18 protein-coding genes are annotated in these 22,113 nt (G+C 56.7%); 6 read left to right on the forward strand and 12 right to left on the reverse strand.

Annotated elements, in window-relative coordinates:
• Positions 1-20: 20 nt before the first annotated feature.
• From gsiD to iaaA, 5 genes are read right to left on the reverse strand one after another with little or no spacing between them, the layout of a single operon-like run.
• Positions 21-932: a glutathione ABC transporter permease GsiD gene (gene gsiD, locus ACTU3N_RS06025; RefSeq protein ID WP_443085233.1), complete on the reverse strand. Its 912-nt coding sequence runs from the start codon at positions 930-932 to the stop codon at positions 21-23.
• Positions 933-934: 2 nt separating this feature from the next.
• Positions 935-1,855, reverse strand: coding sequence for a glutathione ABC transporter permease GsiC (gene gsiC / locus ACTU3N_RS06030; protein WP_443085234.1), 921 nt, complete (start codon positions 1,853-1,855; stop codon positions 935-937).
• A gap of 44 nt (positions 1,856-1,899) precedes the next feature.
• Entirely contained in the window at positions 1,900-3,438 is a 1,539-nt protein-coding gene (gene gsiB / locus ACTU3N_RS06035; RefSeq protein WP_443085235.1) for a glutathione ABC transporter substrate-binding protein GsiB, read from the reverse strand.
• A 21-nt stretch (positions 3,439-3,459) separates the two neighbouring features.
• Positions 3,460-5,349: a glutathione ABC transporter ATP-binding protein GsiA gene (gene gsiA, locus ACTU3N_RS06040; RefSeq protein WP_443085236.1), complete on the reverse strand. Its 1,890-nt coding sequence runs from the start codon at positions 5,347-5,349 to the stop codon at positions 3,460-3,462.
• Complete coding sequence (gene iaaA / locus ACTU3N_RS06045; protein ID WP_443085237.1) at positions 5,327-6,268, reverse strand: beta-aspartyl-peptidase; 942 nt, start codon at positions 6,266-6,268, stop codon at positions 5,327-5,329. The genes gsiA and iaaA overlap by 23 nt, the downstream gene beginning before the upstream one ends.
• A gap of 163 nt (positions 6,269-6,431) precedes the next feature.
• Here iaaA and moeA point away from each other — a divergent pair, with 163 nt between their 5' ends.
• From moeA to ACTU3N_RS06070, 5 genes are all read left to right on the forward strand, one after another.
• Entirely contained in the window at positions 6,432-7,664 is a 1,233-nt protein-coding gene (gene moeA, locus ACTU3N_RS06050; protein ID WP_443085238.1) for a molybdopterin molybdotransferase MoeA, read from the forward strand.
• Between the two features lie 2 nt (positions 7,665-7,666).
• Complete coding sequence (gene moeB, locus ACTU3N_RS06055) at positions 7,667-8,416, forward strand: molybdopterin-synthase adenylyltransferase MoeB (RefSeq protein ID WP_443085239.1); 750 nt, start codon at positions 7,667-7,669, stop codon at positions 8,414-8,416.
• 116 nt (positions 8,417-8,532) lie between these two features.
• Positions 8,533-9,432, forward strand: coding sequence for a glycyl-radical enzyme activating protein (locus tag ACTU3N_RS06060; protein ID WP_443085240.1), 900 nt, complete (start codon positions 8,533-8,535; stop codon positions 9,430-9,432).
• 4 nt (positions 9,433-9,436) lie between these two features.
• Positions 9,437-11,128: a formate C-acetyltransferase/glycerol dehydratase family glycyl radical enzyme gene (locus ACTU3N_RS06065; RefSeq protein WP_443085241.1), complete on the forward strand. Its 1,692-nt coding sequence runs from the start codon at positions 9,437-9,439 to the stop codon at positions 11,126-11,128.
• A 27-nt stretch (positions 11,129-11,155) separates the two neighbouring features.
• A complete protein-coding gene (locus ACTU3N_RS06070; RefSeq protein ID WP_443085243.1) occupies positions 11,156-11,971 on the forward strand; it encodes a Cof-type HAD-IIB family hydrolase in 816 nt (271 codons plus the stop codon).
• A 241-nt stretch (positions 11,972-12,212) separates the two neighbouring features.
• Here the strand turns inward: ACTU3N_RS06070 and ACTU3N_RS06075 are convergent, their stop codons facing one another.
• Positions 12,213-13,805, reverse strand: coding sequence for an ABC-F family ATPase (locus ACTU3N_RS06075; protein WP_443085244.1), 1,593 nt, complete (start codon positions 13,803-13,805; stop codon positions 12,213-12,215).
• A 216-nt stretch (positions 13,806-14,021) separates the two neighbouring features.
• On the opposite strand from ACTU3N_RS06075, the gene ldtB reads away from it, so the two are divergent.
• On the forward strand, positions 14,022-14,936 hold the full coding sequence (gene ldtB / locus ACTU3N_RS06080) for a L,D-transpeptidase (protein ID WP_443085245.1): 915 nt from the start codon (positions 14,022-14,024) through the stop codon (positions 14,934-14,936).
• Positions 14,937-15,024: 88 nt separating this feature from the next.
• On the opposite strand, the gene ACTU3N_RS06085 is transcribed toward ldtB, so the two are convergent.
• From ACTU3N_RS06085 to mntR, 6 genes are all read right to left on the reverse strand, one after another.
• Entirely contained in the window at positions 15,025-16,065 is a 1,041-nt protein-coding gene (locus tag ACTU3N_RS06085; protein ID WP_443085246.1) for an aldo/keto reductase, read from the reverse strand.
• Between the two features lie 102 nt (positions 16,066-16,167).
• Positions 16,168-17,691 (reverse strand): efflux transporter outer membrane subunit, encoded by a 1,524-nt coding sequence (locus ACTU3N_RS06090; RefSeq protein WP_443085247.1) that lies wholly within the window; start codon positions 17,689-17,691, stop codon positions 16,168-16,170.
• Position 17,692: 1 nt separating this feature from the next.
• Positions 17,693-19,264: a DHA2 family efflux MFS transporter permease subunit gene (locus tag ACTU3N_RS06095; RefSeq protein ID WP_443085248.1), complete on the reverse strand. Its 1,572-nt coding sequence runs from the start codon at positions 19,262-19,264 to the stop codon at positions 17,693-17,695.
• Positions 19,261-20,370 carry an HlyD family secretion protein gene (locus tag ACTU3N_RS06100; RefSeq protein WP_443085249.1) on the reverse strand — a complete coding sequence of 370 codons (1,110 nt, stop codon included), beginning with the start codon at positions 20,368-20,370 and terminating at the stop codon, positions 19,261-19,263. Before ACTU3N_RS06100 ends, ACTU3N_RS06095 begins: the two co-directional genes overlap by 4 nt.
• A 100-nt stretch (positions 20,371-20,470) precedes the next feature.
• The gene (locus tag ACTU3N_RS06105; protein ID WP_443085250.1) at positions 20,471-21,580 is read right to left on the reverse strand and encodes an anion transporter; all 1,110 of its coding nucleotides are present in this window, start codon (positions 21,578-21,580) and stop codon (positions 20,471-20,473) included.
• Positions 21,577-22,047, reverse strand: a complete 471-nt coding sequence (gene mntR, locus ACTU3N_RS06110; RefSeq protein WP_443085251.1) for a manganese-binding transcriptional regulator MntR — start codon at positions 22,045-22,047, stop codon at positions 21,577-21,579. The genes ACTU3N_RS06105 and mntR overlap by 4 nt, the downstream gene beginning before the upstream one ends.
• Between the last annotated feature and the right edge of the window lie 66 nt (positions 22,048-22,113).

A 22,113-nucleotide genomic window follows, 5' to 3' on the forward strand; every position in this document is an offset into this window, starting at 1 on the left:
CTGACCGGAGAGGGTATCTCTTACCCTTTTATCTTCGGATCCAGCGCATCGCGTAGCCCATCGCCCAGCAGGTTAAATGCCAGCACGGTCAGAAATATGGCCATCGAAGGGAAAAGCGCCACGTGCGGCGCAATCACCATGTCTGCCCGCGCTTCGTTAAGCATCGCGCCCCACTCCGGCGTTGGCGGCTGCGCGCCCATACCAAGAAAAGAGAGGCTGGCGGCAGAGATAATCGACGTGCCAATCCGCATGGTGAAATAGACCACAATCGATGAAACCGTGCCTGGCAGAATATGGTGAAACAGAATCGTCGCATCGCTGGCACCGAGGCTGCGCGCCGATTCGATAAAGGTTTGCTGCTTCAGCACCAGCGTATTGCCGCGCACCAAGCGGGCAAACGCCGGAACGGAAAACACCGCCACGGCGATAATGACATTCGCCATACCGCTGCCCATCACCGCCACCACCGCAATCGCCAGCAGAATGCCGGGAAAAGCAAACAGCACATCGCAAACACGCATGATGATGCGATCCCACCAGCCTTCATAGTAGCCCGCGAGAAGCCCCAGCACGGTGCCTGTCAGCGCCCCAATAAGCACCGCAAAGACACCCGCCGCCAGAGAAATTTGCGCCCCCACCAGCACCCGGCTAAAAATATCGCGCCCGAGAGAGTCCACGCCAAACCAGTGCATCAGCGACGGGCCTGCATTGAGCTGGTCATAGTCAAAATAGGTTTCCGCGTTGTAGGGCACTATCCACGGGGCAATCACCGCCAGCACAATCAGCAGCACAACAAATAACCCGGCCGCCATTGCCAGCCGCTGACGGCGAAAACGCCGCCAGAACTCATGCCACGGAGTGCGTACATGCCCGGGTTTTACCGTGGGCATCGCGTTCAGAATCGCCTGTCGACGCCAGTTAAACAATCGCATCCTTATTTATACCTGATAGCAGGGTTAAGGGCGGCGTAGAGCACATCCACCACAAGATTGATAAGAATAAACTCCAGTGAAAAGAGCAGCACTTCGGCCTGAATCACCGGGTAGTCGCGCATTTCGACCGAATCCACCAGCAGGCGCCCCAGCCCCGGCCAGTTAAACACTTTCTCCACCACAATTGAGCCGCCCAGTAAAAAGCCGAATTGCAGCCCCATCATGGTCACCACAGGGATCATGGCGTTGCGCAGGCCATGCTTGAGAATAACCCAATGCTCGCTCACCCCTTTGGCGCGCGCCGTGCGCATATAGTCTTCGTTAAGCACGTCAACGAACGCGGCACGGGTAAACCGCGCCATCACGGCCGCCACCGCCGCGCCCAGCGTCAGGGAGGGCAAAATATAGTGCCAGACCGTATCGGCCCCGACGGTGGGCAACCAGCCCAACTCGACGGAGAAGATTTGCATCAGCAGCATACCGAGTGCGAAGGCCGGGAAAGATAACCCGGTCACCGCCAGCGCCATACCCACATGATCCGGCCAACGATTACGCCACACGGCAGCGACAATCCCCGCCCCCAGGCCAAACAGCATCGCCCAACACATGCTGGTCAGCGTTAACCAGAAGGTCGGCATAAAACGGCTGGCTATCTCATCCACCACCGGGCGCCTTGAGGCCATCGAGGTACCGAAATCCCCCTGCAACACGCTGGTGATATAATCCCAGAACTGCACCCATAGCGGCTGATCCAGCCCCAACTGTTTGCGCACCAACTCAATCACCTGCGCGTCTGCTTCCGGACCGGCAATCAGCCGCGCCGGATCGCCGGGTAAAAGGTGCACAAATAAAAACACCAGCACCGCCACAATAAGCAGCGTCGGGATCAGGCCCAGCAGGCGTTTAATAATATAATTCAGCATGTTTTTTCCCTCACACCGCCCTTCTTTCGGGAGGAATGAGCCGGTTATTGCAGGTCAGCGTCGTCAAAACTAAACCCCGTATCGGGCATGATGTAAAAGCCGGTCAGCTTTTTGTTATGCGCAGAAACCAGCTTCTCGACCACCAGCGGCACCCAGGGCGCATCGTGCCAGATAGTATCCTGCGCCTGTTTATACAGCCGCTCCTTCTCCTCAGGATCGGTCGTTCTCAGCGCATCGGCAAAGTCTTTATCGACCTGCTCGTTACGGTAAAACGCGGTGTTGAACTGGGTCGGCGGCCAGTTCCATGATGCAAACAGCGGCGACAGCGCCCAGTCGGCTTCACCTGTTGACGCCGACCAGCCGGTATAAAACATCCGCACACCGCTCTGCTTCTGGCCTTTTGCCTCCACCTCCGCCGCACGTTGCCCGGCATCCATTGCCGTGACCTGCACTTTTACCCCTACCAGGGCCAGCTGCTGCTGCGTAAATTGCAGCACCTTTTGGGCAGTGCTGTGGTTATGGGAAGACCACAATGTGGTACTGAATCCATGCGGATAGCCCGCCTCTTTTAGCAAGTCACGGGCTTTTTGCGGGTCATAAGGCCAGGGTTGATAAGTCTGAGCATAAGCGATAGTGGGCGGCACAACCCCGGTCACGGGCGTAGCAAAACCGGCAAAAGCCACTTTCACCAGCGCCGGGCGATTGATGGCATAGTTTATCGCTTCACGCACTTTTGGGTTATCGAACGGTTTTTGCGTCACGTTCATGCTGATATAACGCTGCATAATAGATGGGCTGGCAACCAGTTCCAGCTTGTTATTCTTTTCCAGCACGCCCGCCTGTTCATAAGGAATGGGGAAGGCAAACTGCGCCTCGCCGGTTTGCAGCATCGCGGCGCGCGTGTTGTTATCCACCACCGGTCGCCAGGTGATGGAGTCCAGTTTTGGCAGCCCTTTTTGCCAGTAACCGGCAAACTTTTTCACTTTGACATAATCGGTCTGATTCCAGTCCTCCAGCTCGTACGGGCCGGTTCCTACCGGATGAAAACCTATTTCTGCGCCGTATTTTTCCAGCGCCGCCGGAGAAATCATCACCGTCGCCGGATGCGCCAGGATATTAATAAATGCCGAGAAGGGCTGTTTGAGGGTAATTTTTACCGTCTCAGGATCGAGGGCTTCGGTTTTTTGAATATTTTTATACAGGTTATAACGCTTAAGGCTATGGGTCGGATCGCTGGCGCGATCGAGGTTTGCTTTTACCGCCTCAGCGTTAAAATCCGTGCCATCCTGAAACTTCACACCCTTACGTAACGCAATGGTATACACCAGGCCATCAGCGGAAACCGTATACCCCTGCGCCAGCACATTCACCAGTTTCATATCTTTATCAAGACCAAACAGGCCCTGATAGAAGGATTTCGCCACTGCCTGCGACAGGGTATCGTTCGCATCATACGGGTCGAGGGTGGTGAAATTTGACCCGACGGCGACCACCACATCTTTCGTCGCAAAGGCCGGGGCGATGGCCAGCGTAAACAGCACACCTGCGATAGCTCGCCACTGAGGGGAAACGCGTTGTACCATATTGCTCTCCTGGAACCCTGCCTAAAAACGGGACTGTGTACTGCCGGGCGTTGAACGGGCAACATAATGCCCCGGCCCGACAAGCTGTAACTGCACGCGCTGCATCGACTCGCCGCGCTTGCGAATATTGCTCGGCATATCATCTGATAACAGCACACGCTGCGCATGCTGATGCGCCGGATCGGCAACCGGCACCGCCGACATTAATTTACGCGTATAGGGATGCTGCGGGTTCTCAAATACCGCATGCCGTGGGCCTATTTCAACGATTTGGCCAAGATACATCACCGCCACCCGGTGACTGATGCGCTCCACCAGCGCCATATCGTGCGATATAAAAATGAACGCGATGCCAAGCTCGCGCTGGAGATCCAGCAGCAAATTAATGATTTGCGCGCGAATGGAGACATCCAGCGAGGAGACCGGCTCATCGGCCACCACCACGCGCGGGTTCAGGGCCAGCGCACGGGCAATGCAGATGCGCTGGCGCTGACCGCCGGAAAATTCGTGCGGATAACGCCACGCATGTTCAGGTTTCAGGCCGACACGCTCCAGCAGCCACTCGACGCGTTGCTGCCCCTCTTCTTCGCCCAATAAGTTATGCACCCGCAGCGGTTCTATTATCGAATCGCCGACCGTCTGTCGCGGATCGAGCGATGCGTAAGGGTCCTGGAAAATAAACTGGATATCCCGGCGCAGTGGCTTGAGTTTGCTGTCAGGCAGCGTATCCATACGCTCGCCATTAAAAATGATGCTACCGCTATGGTTTTCCACCAGCCGCAAAAGCGCACGCCCGGTCGTCGATTTGCCGCAGCCCGACTCGCCGACCAGAGACAAGGTTTCGCCAGGCCATAAATCAAAGCTGACGCCTTCGACCGCATGCACTTCTTTCGTCACCTGGTTAAGCACGCCGCTGCGCAGCGGGAAGCGCGCAACCAGGTCGCGAACCTTGAGAATTGGCTCGCCCGCCACGACCGTGTTTTGCTCGATCTCGGCTTCCAGAACACCAGGATTTTTCGGCGAAATCAGCGGGAAACGGCGCGGCAAGATGCTGCCTTTCATCGCACCCAGCCTGGGCACCGCCGCCAGCAATGCTTTGGTATAAGGATGGCGAGGCGTGCGGAAAATCTGCTCAACGCTGCCGGTTTCGACCGCTTCGCCCTGGTTCATCACCAGCACGCGGTCGGCGACGTCCGCCACCACCCCCATATCGTGGGTGATAAAGATAACCCCCATCGACATCTCTTTTTGCAGCACAGAGATAAGTTGCAGGATTTGCGCCTGGATAGTGACATCCAGCGCAGTCGTCGGTTCGTCCGCAATCAGCACCGCCGGGCGACACGACAGCGCCATCGCAATCATTACCCGCTGGCGCATCCCGCCCGAAAGCTGGTGCGGAAAGCGGGAAAGAATAGTTTGCGACTCAGGAATACGCACCAGATCCAGCATCCGCCGGGCTTCCAGCATCGCCGCATCGCGCCCCAGTTTCTGGTGCAGGCGAATCGACTCGGCAATCTGTTCCCCTACCGGAAACACCGGATTGAGGGAAGTCATCGGCTCCTGGAAAATCATCGCAATATCCGCGCCGCGCACGCTGCGCATCTGCGAGGAAGAAAGCGCAGACAGCTCCACCTGCATCCGGTTACGCCGCGTCAGGCGCATATAGTCACTTTGTACTTCGCCACCGGTCTGTTCGAGCAAACGCAGCAGCGAGAGCGCCGTCACGGATTTACCGGAACCGGACTCGCCGACAATCGCCAGCGTTTCGCCGCGCCTGAGCGAAAAAGAGAGGTTGCGCACCGCCGGGGTCAGCTGTTTTTCATGACGAAAGCCGATATTCAGGTTGTGGACATCCAGAACGACATCCGCTTGCGCCATGCCCGGCTCGTTATTCACGATAGATGCCGACACTTGGCGCGTCGCCCGCATAACCATACGCTCGATACATCCCTTCACAGTTGAAAGGGAGCGTCACATTACCCTCGCGGTCGACCGCAATCAGCCCACCGCTGCCGCCAAGCGCGGGCAGTTTTTCCATCACCACCGCGTCACAGGCTTCCTGCAAGCTTAAGCCGCCGTAATCCATCAGCGCGGCAATATCATAAGCCGCCAGCGTGCGGATAAACACTTCGCCGGTTCCGGTACAGGAGACCGCGACGCTGGCGTTGTTGGCATAGCATCCGGCACCCGGCAGAGGGCTGTCGCCCACACGGCCCGGTAACTTGTTGGTCATACCGCCGGTCGAAGTCGCGGCGGCCAGGTTACCGTTTTTATCCAGCGCGACCGCGCCGACGGTGCCCATTTTTTTGCCTTCATCGAGCGGGGCGCTGCCGTGGTCGAGCACCGTTTCCCCGTTCTCACGCGCCTGCAACAATTGTTCGAAGCGCTCCGGCGTGGAAAAAATATCCGGTGAAACCGCGTCCATCCCTTGAGAAATGGCAAACTTTTCCGCCCCTTCGCCAATCATCAGCACATGCGGACTTTGCTCCATCACCAGCCGCGCGGCGAGCACCGGGTTACGTAACCGGCTAACCCCTGCGACGGCACCGGCTTTTAACGAGTAACCGTCCATCACACAGGCGTCCAGCTCATGGGTTTCATCACGGGTGAAAACCGCGCCGATCCCGGCATTAAATAGCGGGCACTCTTCAAGCAGTCGCACTGCTTCCGTGACCACGTCCAGCGCGCTTTCCCCCGCTTCCAGCATCCGCTGCCCGGTTTCAATAATCGCAGAGAGCACCTGCGCGTAGCGCTGCTCTTGTTCTGGGCTCATCTGTGCGCGGTTAATTGCCCCCGCGCCGCCGTGTATCGCGATTACCGCTTTGACCATTTTTCCCGCCCGGTTGTCTCTTCGTTTATAACGATGCCTGACTATAGAAAGCCGTTACAGCGATGTAAAGAGAAGTGATAACAAGGAGGTAAGCGCAAGGCATGCCGCAACGCCCCCTTTTCTGCCATAATGGGCCATTCAACGCGTTATGCAGGATATCACTATGGAAGCAATTAACGGCCTGATCTCGCTGGAGACGGCACTGTCACAGATGCTGTCACGCATTACCCCGCTGACTGAAAGTGAAAGATTACCGCTTGTGGCATGTTTTGGCCGCGTGGTGGCCGAAGATATTATTTCTCCACTCAATGTACCGGGTTTTGATAATTCGGCGATGGATGGTTACGCAGTGCGCATGGCCGACGTGCAAAGCGGCAACGCGTTGCCGGTCGCTGGTAAAGCCTTTGCCGGGCAGCCTTTCGACGGCGAATGGCCTGCGGGCACCTGCATTCGTATTATGACCGGCGCGTCTGTTCCCGCCGGGTGTGACGCAGTGGTGATGCAGGAGCACACCGAACAGAGTGTTGCGGGTGTGCTGTTTACCCAACCCGTGCATGCGGGTCAAAACATCCGCCGCGCCGGGGAAGATATAGCCAAAGGCGCAAGCGTATTCTCTGCCGGGACAAAGCTGACCGCAGCCGAGCTGCCGGTCATTGCATCCCTCGGCATTCCCGATGTCAGCGTGGTGCGTAAAGTGCGCGTAGCGCTGTTTTCCACCGGCGATGAGCTGCAACTTCCCGGCCAGCCGCTGGCCGACGGGCAAATCTATGATACCAACCGTTTGTCGGTGCATCTGATGCTCAGCCAGCTTGGTTATGAGGTCATTAACTTAGGGATTGTGCCGGACTCCCCGCAGAAACTGCGCGAGACCTTTATGGCTGCCGACAGCCAGGCTGACGTGGTACTCAGTTCCGGCGGTGTGTCGGTCGGCGAGGCGGATTACACCAAAACCATTCTTGATGAGCTGGGCGAAATCGCTTTCTGGAAGCTGGCTATCAAACCGGGCAAACCTTTTGCTTTTGGTAAACTTCGCCAGAGCTGGTTCTGCGGGCTGCCGGGCAACCCCGTCTCCGCCACGCTGACCTTTTACCAGCTTGTGCAACCGCTGCTGGCGAAACTGAGCGGCGACACCACGCCCTGGCAGCCGCTGCGTTTGCGCGCCCGCGCCGCCAGCGGCCTGAAAAAGTCTCCCGGCCGCCTTGATTTCCAGCGCGGTATTTTGCGCAGAGGTGAAGACGGCACGCTGGAAGTGGTCAGCACAGGTCATCAGGGCTCGCACATTTTCAGCTCATTTAGCCAGGGCAACTGCTTTATTGTGCTGGAGCGCGAGCGCGGGAATGTCTTAGCAGGCGAGTGGGTGGACGTAGAGCTGTTTAACCATCTTTTCGGGGGTTAACTATGGCCGAAGAACTCAGCGACGCTGAAATGATGCGTTATAACCGGCAGATTATTTTGCGCGGGTTTGATTTCGACGGGCAGGAGCGGTTAAAAGCGGCCCGCGTGCTGGTGGTAGGCCTGGGCGGTCTCGGTTGCGCGGCTGCGCAATACCTTGTTGCAGCAGGCGTTGGTACGCTGACGCTGCTGGATTTTGACACTGTAGCGCTCTCAAACCTGCAGCGCCAGACGCTGCACGGGGATGCAGACATTGGCGTGGCAAAAGTGCTGTCTGCCCGTGAATCGCTGCAGCGCATTAATCCGCACGCCCACTACATCACCTTGCATGAACAGCTTGATGAACAGGCGCTGTTTGCGCAGATTGCCGCGCACGATCTGGTGCTGGATTGCACGGATAACGTGGCGACCCGTAACCAGCTCAACGCCGGGTGTTTTCGCCATAAAACGCCGCTGGTGTCCGGGGCGGCGATTCGCATGGAGGGGCAAATCAGCGTCTTTACCTGGGGCGAAAATGCACCCTGCTACCGCTGTTTGAGCCGCCTGTTTGGCGAAAATGCGCTCACCTGCGTTGAAGCGGGCGTGATGGCGCCGCTGGTGGGCGTCATCGGTTCGCTGCAGGCGATGGAAGCAATAAAGGTGCTCGCCCACTATGGCACGCCTGCCGCCGGGAAAATCGTGATGTATGATGCGATGACCTGCCAGTTTCGCGAAATGAAACTCCTGCGTAACCCCGCCTGCGAGGTGTGCGGCTAACACTGAGCAGGAAGCGCCTGTTTCCTGCTTCTTTGCATTTCCCCCCGACCTGATGCGCGTCAATATCTCTTTCATTCGAAGGCTGTATAATTTTTATACACCGCAAGGAGGGGGGAATGATTTTCAACATTCAGCGCTACGCCACTCACGATGGCCCCGGGATCCGCACGCTGGTCTTTTTGAAAGGCTGCCCGCTGCGCTGCCGCTGGTGCCAGAACCCGGAGAGCCACGCCCGTTCGCGGCAGCTTCTGTTTGACGCACGTTTGTGCATGGACGCCTGTAATGCCTGCCAGCAAGTGGCACCACACGCCATTGCGCGCACGCCGAATGGTCTGGAGATCCATCGGGAAAAGCTGATGGATAACCAGCTTGATACGCTGGCCGCGAGCTGCGCTTCGCGGGCGGTAAGCCTCTGCGGTGAGACGCGCTCGATTGATGACATCATGGCAGTCGTCCTGCGCGACCGGCCATTTTATCAGCGCAACAGCGGCGGGCTGACCCTTTCCGGCGGCGAGCCTTTTTTCAACCCGGCCCTGACGCTGGCGCTGCTGCAAGCCTGCCATCGCCAAGCCATTCACACGGCAGTCGAAACCTGCCTGCACGTTCCCTGGCGCGCGATTGCCCCTGCTCTGCCGTTTGTCTCTCTGTTTCTTGTCGATTTAAAACACCTTGATGCCGCCCTTTTTCGCCAGTGGACCGGCGGCGAGCTCTGGCAGGTGATGGAGAATGTGCAACGCCTGGCGCAAACCGGGAAGCCGCTCATTCTTCGCGTCCCGCTGATCCCGGGCTTCAACGCGAACGAAGCCACGCTTGAGGCGATAATCACTTTCGCCGCCAAAACACTGCGCGTGCAGGATATTCATTTTTTGCCCTATCACACGCTGGGCGTACATAAGTATTCCCTGCTCGGCATGCCCTGCTCCGCGCCAGAGAAAGCGCTCAACGCGCCGCAACTGCTGGCATTTGCGCTCAAGATTGCCCGCCAGATGGGGCTGCGGGCGATATTGCGAGGCTAGAGAGATGACCCGATTGCAACTGGACACACTCACCGAGCGGATCAGGCAGCATAAACAGGCGCTGGTTGGCATCGTTCGCCCACCGGTCTGTACCGAGCGCGCGCGCCACTTTACGACTATCTATCAACAGCATCAGGACAAACCTCTGCCGGTACGCCGCGCGCTGGCCTATCACCTGGCGCAGCGCACAGTGTGGATAAAGCACGATGAACTGATTGTCGGTAACCAAGCAAGCGCCGTTCGCGCCGCGCCCCTCTTCCCGGAGTATACCGTTAGTTGGCTTGAGAAAGAGCTGGATAGCCTGGCCGGGCGGCCCGGCGCCGGGTTTACGCTAAGCGATGACAACAAGCGCCTGTTACGCCGCCTTCTCCCCTGGTGGCACGGCCAGACGGTGCAGGATCGTTGCGAGGGTATGTTTACCGGCGAGCAGAAAGCGCTGCTTGCAAGCGGCATCATCAAAGTCGAAGGGAATATGACCTCCGGCGATGGTCATCTGGCGGTGAATTTCCCGCTACTGCTGGAAAAAGGCATCGACGGGATACGTGAAAGCGTTTTTGAACGCCGCCGCCAAATTAATCTGACGCGGTGGGAAGATGTGCGCGGCGAACAGTTTTTACGCGCGGTGGTTATCCTCCTGGACGCCGTCAGCCAGCATATCGAGCGCTACGCGGCGCTGGCGCGCACGATGGCGCGGCAAGAGTCCCGGCAACAGCGGCGCCATGAACTCAGGACGATTGCGCGCAACTGCCGGCGCATTGCCCATCGCCCGCCGCAGAGTTTCTGGCAGGCCCTGCAACTTTGCTACTTTATTCAGTTGCTGCTGCAGATTGAATCCAGCGGGCACTCGGTATCACTCGGACGGATGGATCAGTATCTCTATACGTTTTATCACCGCGAGGTAGAGCGGCAAGGCACATTAGCGCGTGAAGAGGCTATCGAATTGCTGCAAAGCTGCTGGCTGAAGCTGCTGGAGATAAACAAAATCCGCTCCGGTACACATTCGCAAGCTTCGGCGGGCAGCCCGCTGTATCAAAACGTCACTATTGGCGGGCAACGCTGGCACAACGGCAAAGCCACGGACGCGGTGAATTCGCTGTCATATGCCATCCTTGAATCGTGCGGACGCCTGCGCTCGACGCAGCCGAATCTTAGCGTGCGTTACCATGCAGGGATGAGCGAGGATTTCCTGGCTGCCTGTGTGCAGGTGATCCGCTGCGGCTTTGGTATGCCTGCGTTTAATAATGATGAAACCGTGATCCCGGCGTTCATCCGTCTTGGGGTCGAACCGGCAGACGCCTGCGATTATGCGGCGATTGGCTGTATTGAAACCGCTGTACCGGGCAAGTGGGGGTACCGCTGTACCGGGATGAGTTTTATCAACGTTGCCCGCGTGTTGCTGGCCGCGCTCGACGGAGGTCGCGATGCCACCAGCGGCGAGGTCTTCCTCGCACAACCTCAGGCGCTGTCAAAAGGCAATTTTCGCCATTTTGACGACGTGATGCAGTGCTGGGAAGAGCAGGTTCGCTACTACACCCGCAAATCCATTGAGATTGAATGTGTGGTGGACAGCGTGCTGGAGGAAAATGTGCCGGATATCCTCTGTTCGGCGCTGGCCAAAGACGACGGGCAAAGATGGGTAAGGTTTCATTCGAAAGTCAGTTGTGCCCCCACCCCATACTCTCTAGAATGTTCTTAGTCGAAGAAATATTCAGGAGTTAAATGTATGACCGTCAAAGTTATCGTCACAGATATGGACGGAACTTTCCTTGATGACGCCAAGCAGTACGACAGAGCACGCTTTATGGCGCAGTTCAGGCAGCTTCAGCAGCGTGGCATCGAGTTTGTCGTCGCCAGCGGTAATCAGTATTACCAGCTGATCTCCTTTTTCCCGGAGCTGAAAGAGGCGATTTCATTTGTAGCGGAAAACGGTGCGCTGGTGTACGAGCACGGTCAGCAGCTGTTTCATGGGGAATTGACCCGCCATGAGGCGCAGGTGGTGATTGGTGAGTTGTTAAAAGACAGCAGCCTTAATTTCGTGGCCTGTGGTCTGGAAAGTGCGTATGTCAGCGCCAATGCGCCCGCGGATTTTGTGGAGCTAATGTCAAAGCACTACTACCGCCTGAAGCCGGTGTCTGATTTTCAGCATATCGACGATACGCTGTTTAAGTTTTCTCTCAACCTGCCGGACAGCGATATTCCATCGCTTATCGATGCGTTGCACGTTTCGCTTGATGGCATCATGAAGCCGGTGACCAGCGGCTTTGGTTTTGTCGATTTAATTATTCCAGGGTTGCATAAAGCCAATGGTATTACTCGTCTGTTAAAGCGCTGGCATATTTCTCCCCAACAGTGCGTGACGATTGGCGACAGCGGCAACGATGCCGAGATGCTGCGTATGACAGAGTATTCCTTTGCGATGGGCAATGCCGGACAGGCTATCAAGGCTATCGCCCGCCATCAAACGGACGATAACAACCATCAGGGTGCGCTGAACGTTATTCAGGTCGTGCTCGATAAAGCGACGCCGTTTGACAAGTAATCGCCCTTCCCCCGGTCTTTACACACAAAAAGGCCGGGCTACTTTTTCGCCCGGCCTTTGTGCAAATAAAGAATACTGCTTTTATCAGCCTTTCACTATAAAATTAACCACCTGATTTACCTAAGTATTTCGCGTTGCAGGAAGGCGGCAAGTCTGCGTATCCCCGGAAGCATACATCAGTATGTGACCGGGGTACAAAGACGCAGCCAACGCACCTGCGGCGTGAAAGACGACGGTAAATTTATTCGATGCCCTGACTGCGCAAATAATCCTCATAATTCCCGGAGAAATCCACCACCCGCTGCGGGGTAATCTCAATCACGCGGGTTGCCAGCGAGCTGACGAACTCACGGTCGTGGGAAACGAAGAGCAGCGTGCCCGGGTACATTTCCAGCGCCATATTCAGCGATTCAATCGATTCCATATCCAGGTGGTTGGTCGGTTCATCCATCACCAGAATGTTCGGTTTTTCCATCATCAGTTTGCCGAACAGCATGCGCCCTTTTTCGCCGCCGGAAAGGACTTTTGCCGGTTTTTTGATATCGTCCTGGCTGAATAACAAACGCCCAAGGATACTGCGCACCGCTTGCTCGTCGTCACCTTCCTGCTTCCACTGGCTCATCCAGTCAAACACCGTCAGGTCGTTATCAAAATCGGCGGCGTGATCCTGCGCATAATAACCGATGCGCGCATTCTCAGACCATTTTACCGTGCCGCTGTCCGGCGTCAGTTCGCCCACCAGCGTTTTCAGCATCGTGGATTTACCCACGCCGTTGGTCCCAAGAATCGCCACCTTCTCACCGACTTCGAGCAGGAAATTGAAGTTTTTAAACAGCGGGCCGTTATCGAAACCTTTGCTTAATTGCTCCACTTCCAGCGCATTACGGAACAGTTTCTTATCCTGCTCGAAGCGGATAAACGGGTTCTGGCGGCTGGACGCTTTCACTTCATCCAGCTTGATTTTATCTATCTGGCGGGCGCGAGAAGTCGCCTGGCGAGACTTGGACGCGTTGGCGCTAAAGCGGCTGACAAAAGATTGCAGCTCGGCAATTTGCGCTTTTTTCTTGGCGTTATCCGCCAGCAAACGCTCGCGCGCCTGGGTCGCCGCCGTCATGTACTCATCATAGTTGCCCGGATAAACGCGCAGCTCGCCGTAGTCGAGATCCGCCATATGCGTGCAGACCATATTCAGGAAGTGACGGTCGTGCGAAATAATGATCATGGTGCTGTCGCGCTCGTTCAGCACCTGCTCCAGCCAGCGAATGGTATCGATATCCAGGTTGTTGGTCGGTTCATCGAGCAGCAAAATATCGGGATTGGAGAACAGCGCCTGCGCCAATAGCACACGCAGCTTCCAGCCTGGCGCCACTTCGCTCATCGGGCCGTAGTGCTGTTCTACCGGAATGCCTACCCCCAGCAGCAGTTCACCGGCACGCGCTTCGGCGGAGTAGCCGTCCATCTCGCCATACTGCACTTCGAGATCGGCCACTTTGTAACCATCTTCTTCGCTCATTTCAGCCAGCGCGTAAATACGATCGCGCTCCTGCTTCACTTCCCATAGCTCTGCATGGCCCATAATAACCGTGTCGAGCACGCTGAACGCTTCAAAAGCAAACTGATCCTGGCGCAGCTTACCGATGCGTTCGTTAGGATCGAGCGAAACATTGCCCAGCGTCGGTTCTAAGTCGCCGCCGAGGATCTTCATAAAGGTGGATTTACCGCTTCCGTTGGCACCTATCAGGCCGTAACGGTTGCCGCCGCCAAATTTGACGGAAATGTTTTCAAAGAGCGGCTTGCTGCCGAACTGCATGGTGACGTTGCTGGTGACTAACACGAAGATATCCTGAAATATGTGACAAACGCCCTAGTATGCCACAATTCCGAATTAGATTCTTGCCCCCTGTCCGGGCGCTAAACTGTATGCAAAGGGGAAAAAAAGACAACATTTCGTAAACATCCGAATTCCCTGGACGTCGGAATGCACATATAATGCACTTCCTGCATTCTTAACCCAACGGCCAGTGTGGCAACATCTCTGCATAACATGAACATGAAATTAAAAACCCTTTTCGCGGCGGCACTTGCTGTCGTGGGATTTTGCAAAAGCGCGTCTGCTGTTACCTATCCACTGCCGACCGATGGCAGCCGTCTGATTGGCCAGAACCAGGTCATCACCATTCCTGAGGGCAATACCCAACCACTGGAGTATTTCGCAGCCGAATACCAGATGGGTTTGTCCAACATGATGGAAGCAAACCCAGGTATTGATGCTTATCTGCCCAAAGGCGGCACGGTGATGAACATTCCGCAGCAGTTGATTCTGCCGGATACGGTTCATGAAGGGATCGTGATTAATAGCGCGGAAATGCGCCTCTACTATTACCCGAAAGGCACCAATACCGTGATAGTTCTTCCTATCGGTATCGGCCAGCTGGGTAAAGATACGCCGATTGCCTGGACCACCAAAGTCGAGCGTAAGAAAGCCGGCCCGACCTGGACGCCGACGGCCAAAATGCACGCAGAATACGCGGCAATGGGTCAACCGTTGCCAGCCGTCGTACCGGCAGGCCCGGATAACCCGATGGGGCTGTATGCGCTCTATATCGGTCGTCTGTATGCTATTCATGGCACCAATGCCAACTTTGGTATCGGCCTGCGCGTCAGCCACGGCTGCGTGCGTTTGCGTAACGACGACATCAAATTCCTGTTTGAAAATGTGCCGGTCGGTACCCGCGTACAGTTTATCGATGAGCCGGTAAAAGCGACCACCGAACCCGATGGCAGCCGTTATATCGAGGTTCATAACCCGCTTTCCACCACCGAAGCGCAGTTCACAGGCGGCGAAATCGTGCCGATTAACCTGACCAAAGCTGTGCAGGCGGTGACATCTCAAGCGGATGTGGATTCCAACATTGTTGATCAGGCGATTCAGAACCGCTCCGGTATGCCGGTACGTCTGAACTAATACTGACAGTGCAGGAAAGAGCGGAGACCTGGTCTCCGCTTTTTTTTGCCTGTAGAAACAGCGGCGCGCCGCGTTTACAGAGGATAAATCAGGACGGTTTAAGCTGCTGGCGGCGGTACTCGCCCTGGCGCTCCAGCATCCAGCCGGGGTACTCTGGCGGCAGCGCGCTTACCGCATCCAGCTGTTGCAGCTCAGCGTCACTCAGGCGAATGCCGGTGGCGGCGATATTGTCGTCCAGCTGCTCCTGGCGTTTCGCGCCAATAATCACGCTACTGACCACCGGTTGATGCAGCAGCCACGCCAGCGCAATTTGTGCGACCGTCACGCCTTTGCTGTCGGCAATCTCGCGCATCACATCCACGCAATCAAACGCCCTCTCTTTATTCACCGGCGGGAAGTCAAACTCCAGGCGGCGCCCGCCCGATGCTGAATGCCCATCGCGGTCATATTTGCCGCTCAGCAAACCGCCCGCCAGCGGGCTCCAGACCATCAGACCGACCTGCTCACTTTGTAGCATCGGCACCAGCTCACGCTCCAGATCGCGCCCGGCGATGGTGTAGTAAGCCTGTAGCGAGGCAAAGCGGGCAAGACCCCGGTGTGCGGAAATCCCCAGCGCTTTGGTGATTTTCCAGGCTGACCAGTTCGAGACGCCGATATAACGAACATGACCATGCTGCACGAGCGTGTCGAGCGCGTAGAGCATCTCTTCTATCGGCGTTGCCGGGTCAAAACCGTGCAATTGATAGAGGTCGATATGGTCAAGCTGCATGCGGCGCAGGCTCTCTTTGACGCTGTTCATAATGTGGTAACGGGAGCTGCCGCGCGAGTTCACGCCAGCCGTCCCTGTTTCGCCAAAGACTTTGGTCGCCACCACCACGTTTTCGCGCGGCACTTTCAGGTTCTTCAGCGCCTGGCCGGTTATCTCCTCGGAACGACCTTCCGAGTAAACATTCGCCGTGTCGATAAAATTGATGCCCGCATCCAGCGCGCCGCCGACCAGTTGCTCGGCCTGCGACTGCTGAAGCTGGCCGATTTTTCCCCACATCCCTTGCTGGCCGCCGAAGGTCATGGTGCCGAGGCAGAGCTCAGAAACAAACAGTCCGGTATTACCCAGTTTTTGATAGCGCATTGTCACGTCTCCTCATGCTAGTTGGTTGACGCAGACAGTTATACGCAATCCGCCCCTGCTGCGAATGTGGGATTCCTGCCTGTTTCTTGCCCGATCCTCTGATTATCCACGCGGCGCTTCACCAAACACTTGATAATCAGGCAGTTGCACATTTTGATACGGTTCCCAGCCGCCGCCGAGCGCTTTATACAGCGCGACCAGGTCGAGACTGCTTTGCACCCGCGCCTGCTCACGCTGCTGGCTGGCCTGCGCCAGTTGCCGCTGGGCATCCAGTACATCAATAAAGCTGGCAATGCCCTGACGATAACTGTTACTGGCAAGCTCAAAAGCGTTTTCCAGCGCCGCCAGCGTTTTGTCCAGCCCCGCCTCCCGCTGCTGATCGCTGCGATAGCTAACCAGCGCATTTTCAACATCTCCCAGCGCGCTGAGCACCGTCTGGCGATAATTCAGCACCGCCGCACCCTGCTGCGCGCGCGCCAGTTTCACGCTGGAAACCAGCCGCCCGCCCTGAAAAATAGGGATCGAAACCTGCGGCCCAAAACTGTAGAAATGGCTGCTCCAGTCCGTCAGCCAGTCGGTTTCGCTGTTACGCAAACCAAACTGCCCGCTCAGGGTAAGGCCTGGGAAAAGCTGCGCCACCGAGACGCCAATTTGCGCTGTCGCCGCATGCAGGCTGGCTTCCGCTTCCCGCACATCCGGGCGACGGCGCGCCAGAGTCGACGGTATTCCGGTCGGGATGACCTCCGGCAGTTTTGGCAGCGCCTGAGGATTACGCAGCTCGCTGTCCAGCGCGCCCGGCGGTTTACCAAGCAGAATGGCCAGCGCATTCATCGCCTGGCGCTCCTGGGCCTGATATTGCGGCAGCTGAGCTTCCAGGGTACCGACCTGCGCGCGGGCGTTTTCCACATCCATCTGCGGAGAAAGGCCGCTTTTCTGGCGGTTTTCGGTCAGCTCCAGCGTCTGTTCGGCGGTATCGATTTGTGTTTTCAGCGTGGCAATAATGCCCTGCGCACCGCGCAGTTGCAGCCAGGCGCGCGCCACTTCCGCTTCCAGCGAAACCAGCGCATCGTTACGCTGTTCGATGGCTTGCTGTTGTTGCGCATTCGCTGCCTCAACCTGGCGGCGCACCTTGCCCCATAAATCCAGCTCCCACTGCGCATCGAAGCTGCCCTGATACAGGTTAACCGGCTGCGTCAGCGCGCCCAGCGCATTGCGAATTTGCGGATCGGCGTCCTGCAACTGCCCATACACATCGTGGGATTTCAGCTCGCCTTCAATGCCTAACTGCTGGCGGGTCGCTTGCAGTGAACCGTTGACCGCTGGCAGAAACGCGCCGCCTGCCTGGTTGATTTGCTCACGCGCTCCGGCGATGCGCAGCACCGTCTGTTGCAGCGACAAATTCCCTGCAATTGCACGCTCAATCAGGCTGTCGAGCTGTGGCGACTGGAACGTCTTCCACCAGCGCGGGTTTACCGCCTGGGATGATGCCTGCGAGGGCACCGATGTGTCGCCCGGATCATTGAAGCGTGCGGGTGTTTGCGGCTTCGGTGCCTGATAATCCGGCCCCACGGCACAGCCTGCAAGCCAGAGCGACAAAAAAGTTACCGACAGACAACGCCTCGTCATATTAATGTGCTCCTGCGCTGCCTTCGCTCTTAATCGGCGAAAGCAATAAACAAAAAGGAATCAATAACACCGCAACCACGCTCAATATCGTAAAGACATCGACATAGGCCAGAAAACGCGACTGCGCGATCATGGTTTTGTACATCTGCCCGGTGGCATTGCTTAACGGATCGCCCGCAAGGGTGGTGAAATTACGGATCGTCTCAGCCGTTGCGCGGATCGCTTGCTGGAACTGCTCATTAAAGGGCGAGGTATGCTCGGCAAGATGCGCGGTGTGCACCTGCGATCGCTCGGTGATCGCCGCCGTGGAAAGCGAAATCCCTATCGATCCGGCCACGTTACGGAACATGGTAAAGAGCGCGGCGGCGTCCGCGTTAAGCTCGCGGGGAATCGAGACAAACGCAATGGTGGTGAGCGGCACAAACAAAAAACCCAGACCGATTGACTGAGCGCTGCGAAACAGCATCAGGGTTTCGAAGTCGATATCCGGTGTCAGTGTGCGCGACCACCAGAACGACGCGGCCAGGCAGGCGAAGCCAAAGGCGATTATCCAGCGAGTCTGCACCACGGGCATCAGTTTTAACACCAGAGGAATGGTCAGCACGATAAGCACTGCGCCTGGCGAAAGCACCAGCCCGGACCAGGTGGCGGTATAGCCCAAATCCTGCTGCGCCAGCTGCGGGATAACCACCGAGCTGCCGTAGAGAATCATCGCCATGCCGGACATCAACAGGCTGGAGATGGCAAAGTTTTTATCTGCCATGCAGCGTAAATCCACCACCGGTTTTTTCGCATAACGCAGCCAGTAAATGGCCCCGACGATACCCACCGCCGCCAGCACGGCAAAGATGCGCGTGAAGTCTGAGTTAAACCAGTCTTCGTTTTCGCCGCGATCGAGCATCACCTGCAGGCAGCCGAGACCTAAGGTAATCAGCGCTATTCCCGGCCAGTCGATAAACAGTTTCTGTTTAGATTTACGCTCCCAGGGTGGATCTTCGAGCAAGTTGTAGATAGCCAGCACGGTGACAATGCCCACCGGGATATTGATAAAAAAGACCCAGCGCCAGGAGTAGTTATCGGTTATCCAGCCGCCCAGCGTCGGCCCGAGGACCGGCGCAACAATGATGGCGATAGACGAGAGACCAAACGCTTTGCCCCTGTCCTCGGGTTTAAAATAATCCAGCAGCACCGATTGCTGCGTCGGTTGCAGGCCGCCGCCGAAAAAGCCCTGCAAAATACGAAACAGGATAATTTGCCAAAGCTCAGTGGCAATGCCGCAGAGAAACGAGCAGACGGTGAACATCACGATACAGATCAGAAAGAACTGTTTGCGGCCAAAGGTACGGCTGAGGAAAGCGGAGATCGGCAGCACGATACCGTTCGCCACCAGGTAGCTGGTCAGCACCCAAGTGGATTCGTCATAGCTGGCGGAGAGCGAACCGGCGATATGCGGCAGCGCCACGTTCACAATGGTGGTATCAAGAATTTCCATAAACACCGCGAGGGTGACGACCCACGCCACCGCCCACGGGTTACTGGCCGGTCGCCAGTTTTCCTGGCTGTGGTCGGTCATTCCAGCGTAACCTTCGGTTCAACGGAAAGGCCGAGCGGCAGCGGTTGGTTCGGGTCAAGCCCCTTATCGATAACGATTTTAACCGGTACGCGCTGCACGATTTTCACAAAGTTGCCGGTAGCGTTTTCCGTCGGGAACGCGGCAAATTTCGACCCGCTGCCCTGCTGGATGCTGTCAATGTGCCCTTCCAGTTCCATATCCGGCCAGGCGTCGACTTTGACGCTGACTTTGTTGCCAGGACGCATACGCTCAAGCTGCGACTCTTTGAAGTTCGCCACCACCCATACATCAGGGGAAACCAGCGAGAACAGCGCGCTGCCCGCCTGCACCAGCGTACCCAACTGCACGTTGCGTTTGGTCACCACGCCGTCAAACGGCGCGCGTACCTCGGTCCATGAAAGGTTAAGCGAGGCGGTTTCCAGCTGTGCTTTCGCCTGTTCCACCTGCTGCTGGCGCGCTTCCACATTGGTTTCTTGCTGGCGAATTTGTAGCTCGACCTGCTCGGCCACTTCAAGCTGCGCCTGAGCACTGGCAAGCTGCGCCTGCGCGCTGCGTAACTGCGCATTGGCGGAATCGATATTTTGCTGCGTGGTGGCACGTGGATCGACACCCCGCTGGCGACGGTACGCAGCCTCCGCGTTCGCCAGATCGGCCTGCGCTTTTAACACCTGCGCACGGGCTTCGTTACGCTGCGCCGGATACTGAACTTTTGACAACGCCAGCTGCGCCTGCGCCTGATGCAGCTGCGCGGTGGCCAGCCCTAACTGCGCCTGCGCCTGATCGCGCTGGGCTTTGGCATCTCTGGGATCAATGATTACCAGCAGGTCGCCTTTTTTCACCCGCTGGTTATCCTTCACCCGTAATTCGGTCACGTAACCCGCCACTTTTGGCGCAATCGTCACCACATCGCCGTCGGTAAACGCGTCGTCGGTGGTCTCTTCATTACGGGTTAAAAACCACCACACCAGCGCCACAACAACCATCACCACCACGACGATGCCGAGGATGATAAGCGGCTTTTTTCCGGGGCGTTTGCGGGAGGTTTCGTTTTGATTTTGGTTCTCGTCTTCCTGCGCTTCGTCAGGTTTTTTAGTATTTTCAGCCATAGTGTCGCCACGATCCCATCATGTCACGGCGCCAGAATGCGCCGATAACTAAAGTTAGGCGGTTGCTATACATTTGCCAGGAAAAACTGACAAATCAGCACTATCTGAAAAAAAGTAACCCGTAACCGACAAGCGCAGCCCACAGCAGCATGGGCAGAGAATAGAGGTGAAAACGCCACCAGATGCGGCGGTTGTTCGCCATCCGCAGCGCAATCAGATTCGCCAGCGAACCAGGCAATAACCCGAAACCGCCGACGTTCACCGCCCAGGCGAGTAAGGTATCCGGCGGCACGTAGTTAATGAGCAAAATGGTGGCGGGCACGTTACTGATAAATTGCGACAAACCAATTGCCGTAAACCACAGGCCGGAGGGCGAAAGCTCGCTGGCGCTGTTGAGCAGGTTGTGCAGCGCCGGAAGCTGAATAAGTAAATGCACATCAATAAACATCGCCATAAAGACCAGCAGCAGGCTCCAGTCAACGCGCGCGATAACCTGACGCGCCAGCAGCAAAAACCCGGCGGCAACCAGTACCAGGCCCCACAGCTCCTGTTTTAACTCAAGCGAGGTGATAAATATCAGGTAAAAAGCAAGGCTGCACCAGACAAGCCTGGGCTGCCAGGCGGTGGTTTTCATGCCGCCGTGATAGGTAAGCGTTTTCGCCGGAAAGCAAAACCAGCAAAGCCCCCACAGCGTCAGCATCATGACCAGCGCCAGCGGTGCCATCTGACCAATAAACTCAGGAAATGACAGCCCGGAGCGCCCCCACAGCAGGATATTTTGCGGGTTGCCAATCGGCGTCAGAAGCGATCCGGCATTGACCGCCAGCGCTTCAAAAATAATCAACCGGTTCACCGGGATCTCACACAGTTTCTTGAGTGTGATGGTCAGCGGCACCGTAATAAACAGCGCCACATCGTTGGTCAGAAAGGTAGAGAGCAGCGCCGACGCCAGCACCATAAACATCGCCAGCCGCCGCTCGGTATGAAAGCGGCGCACCATGCGCCGACCAATCACCTCGAAATAACCGCTCAGCTCCACGCCTTTGGTTAGCAGCATCAACCCGCTGAGGGTAATAATGGTGTGCCAGTCAATGGCCGCTGGCCATTTCGCGGGCGCAAAAGGCGTGAAAAAGCACAGGGAGAAGCCGATCAGCAGTAAAAGTTGCAAAAAGCGGTCGTGCACCAGCGCACGCAAAAAAGGCAGGTTCATTCAGCAGACTGTTCCCGTTGCTGGGTAAAGAGGCGGAAACACTCAAGGGTTTCTTCGCTGACATGGTGTTCCATACCTTCGGCATCGCGCCGGGCGGTGTCCGGGCTGACGCCCAGCACCAGCAGGAAGCTTTCGACTATCTGGTGACGCTCGCGGCTCTCCTGCGCCAGCTTCTCCCCTTCTGGCGTTAAAAACACGCCGCGCCAGGGGATTTGCTCAATCAAACCAACCGATGCCAGCCGTTTGAGCATTTTTGCAACCGTCGGTTGCGACACGCCAAGCCTTGCCGCCATATCCACCTGCCGGGCTTCGCCCACTTCGCGGATAAGATCTGAAATCAGTTCAACATAGTCATCAATCAACTCGCGACGATGCGCTTCACGCACCTGGCGGAAGCCTTCCACGTGCTCTTCAACATTTACTAGCGTCACTTTTTTTATTGTTTGCTTATCTGCGCGACGGTTCATTGGGCTTCCTCTGGCTGTGTGAGGCCTGTGCAGCATCATATAAAAGATGCGCCATTGTAAACCATC

Origin of the sequence: Vagococcus sp. WN89Y (assembly GCF_052220145.1) — a bacterium.
Classification (GTDB): domain Bacteria; phylum Pseudomonadota; class Gammaproteobacteria; order Enterobacterales; family Enterobacteriaceae; genus Kosakonia.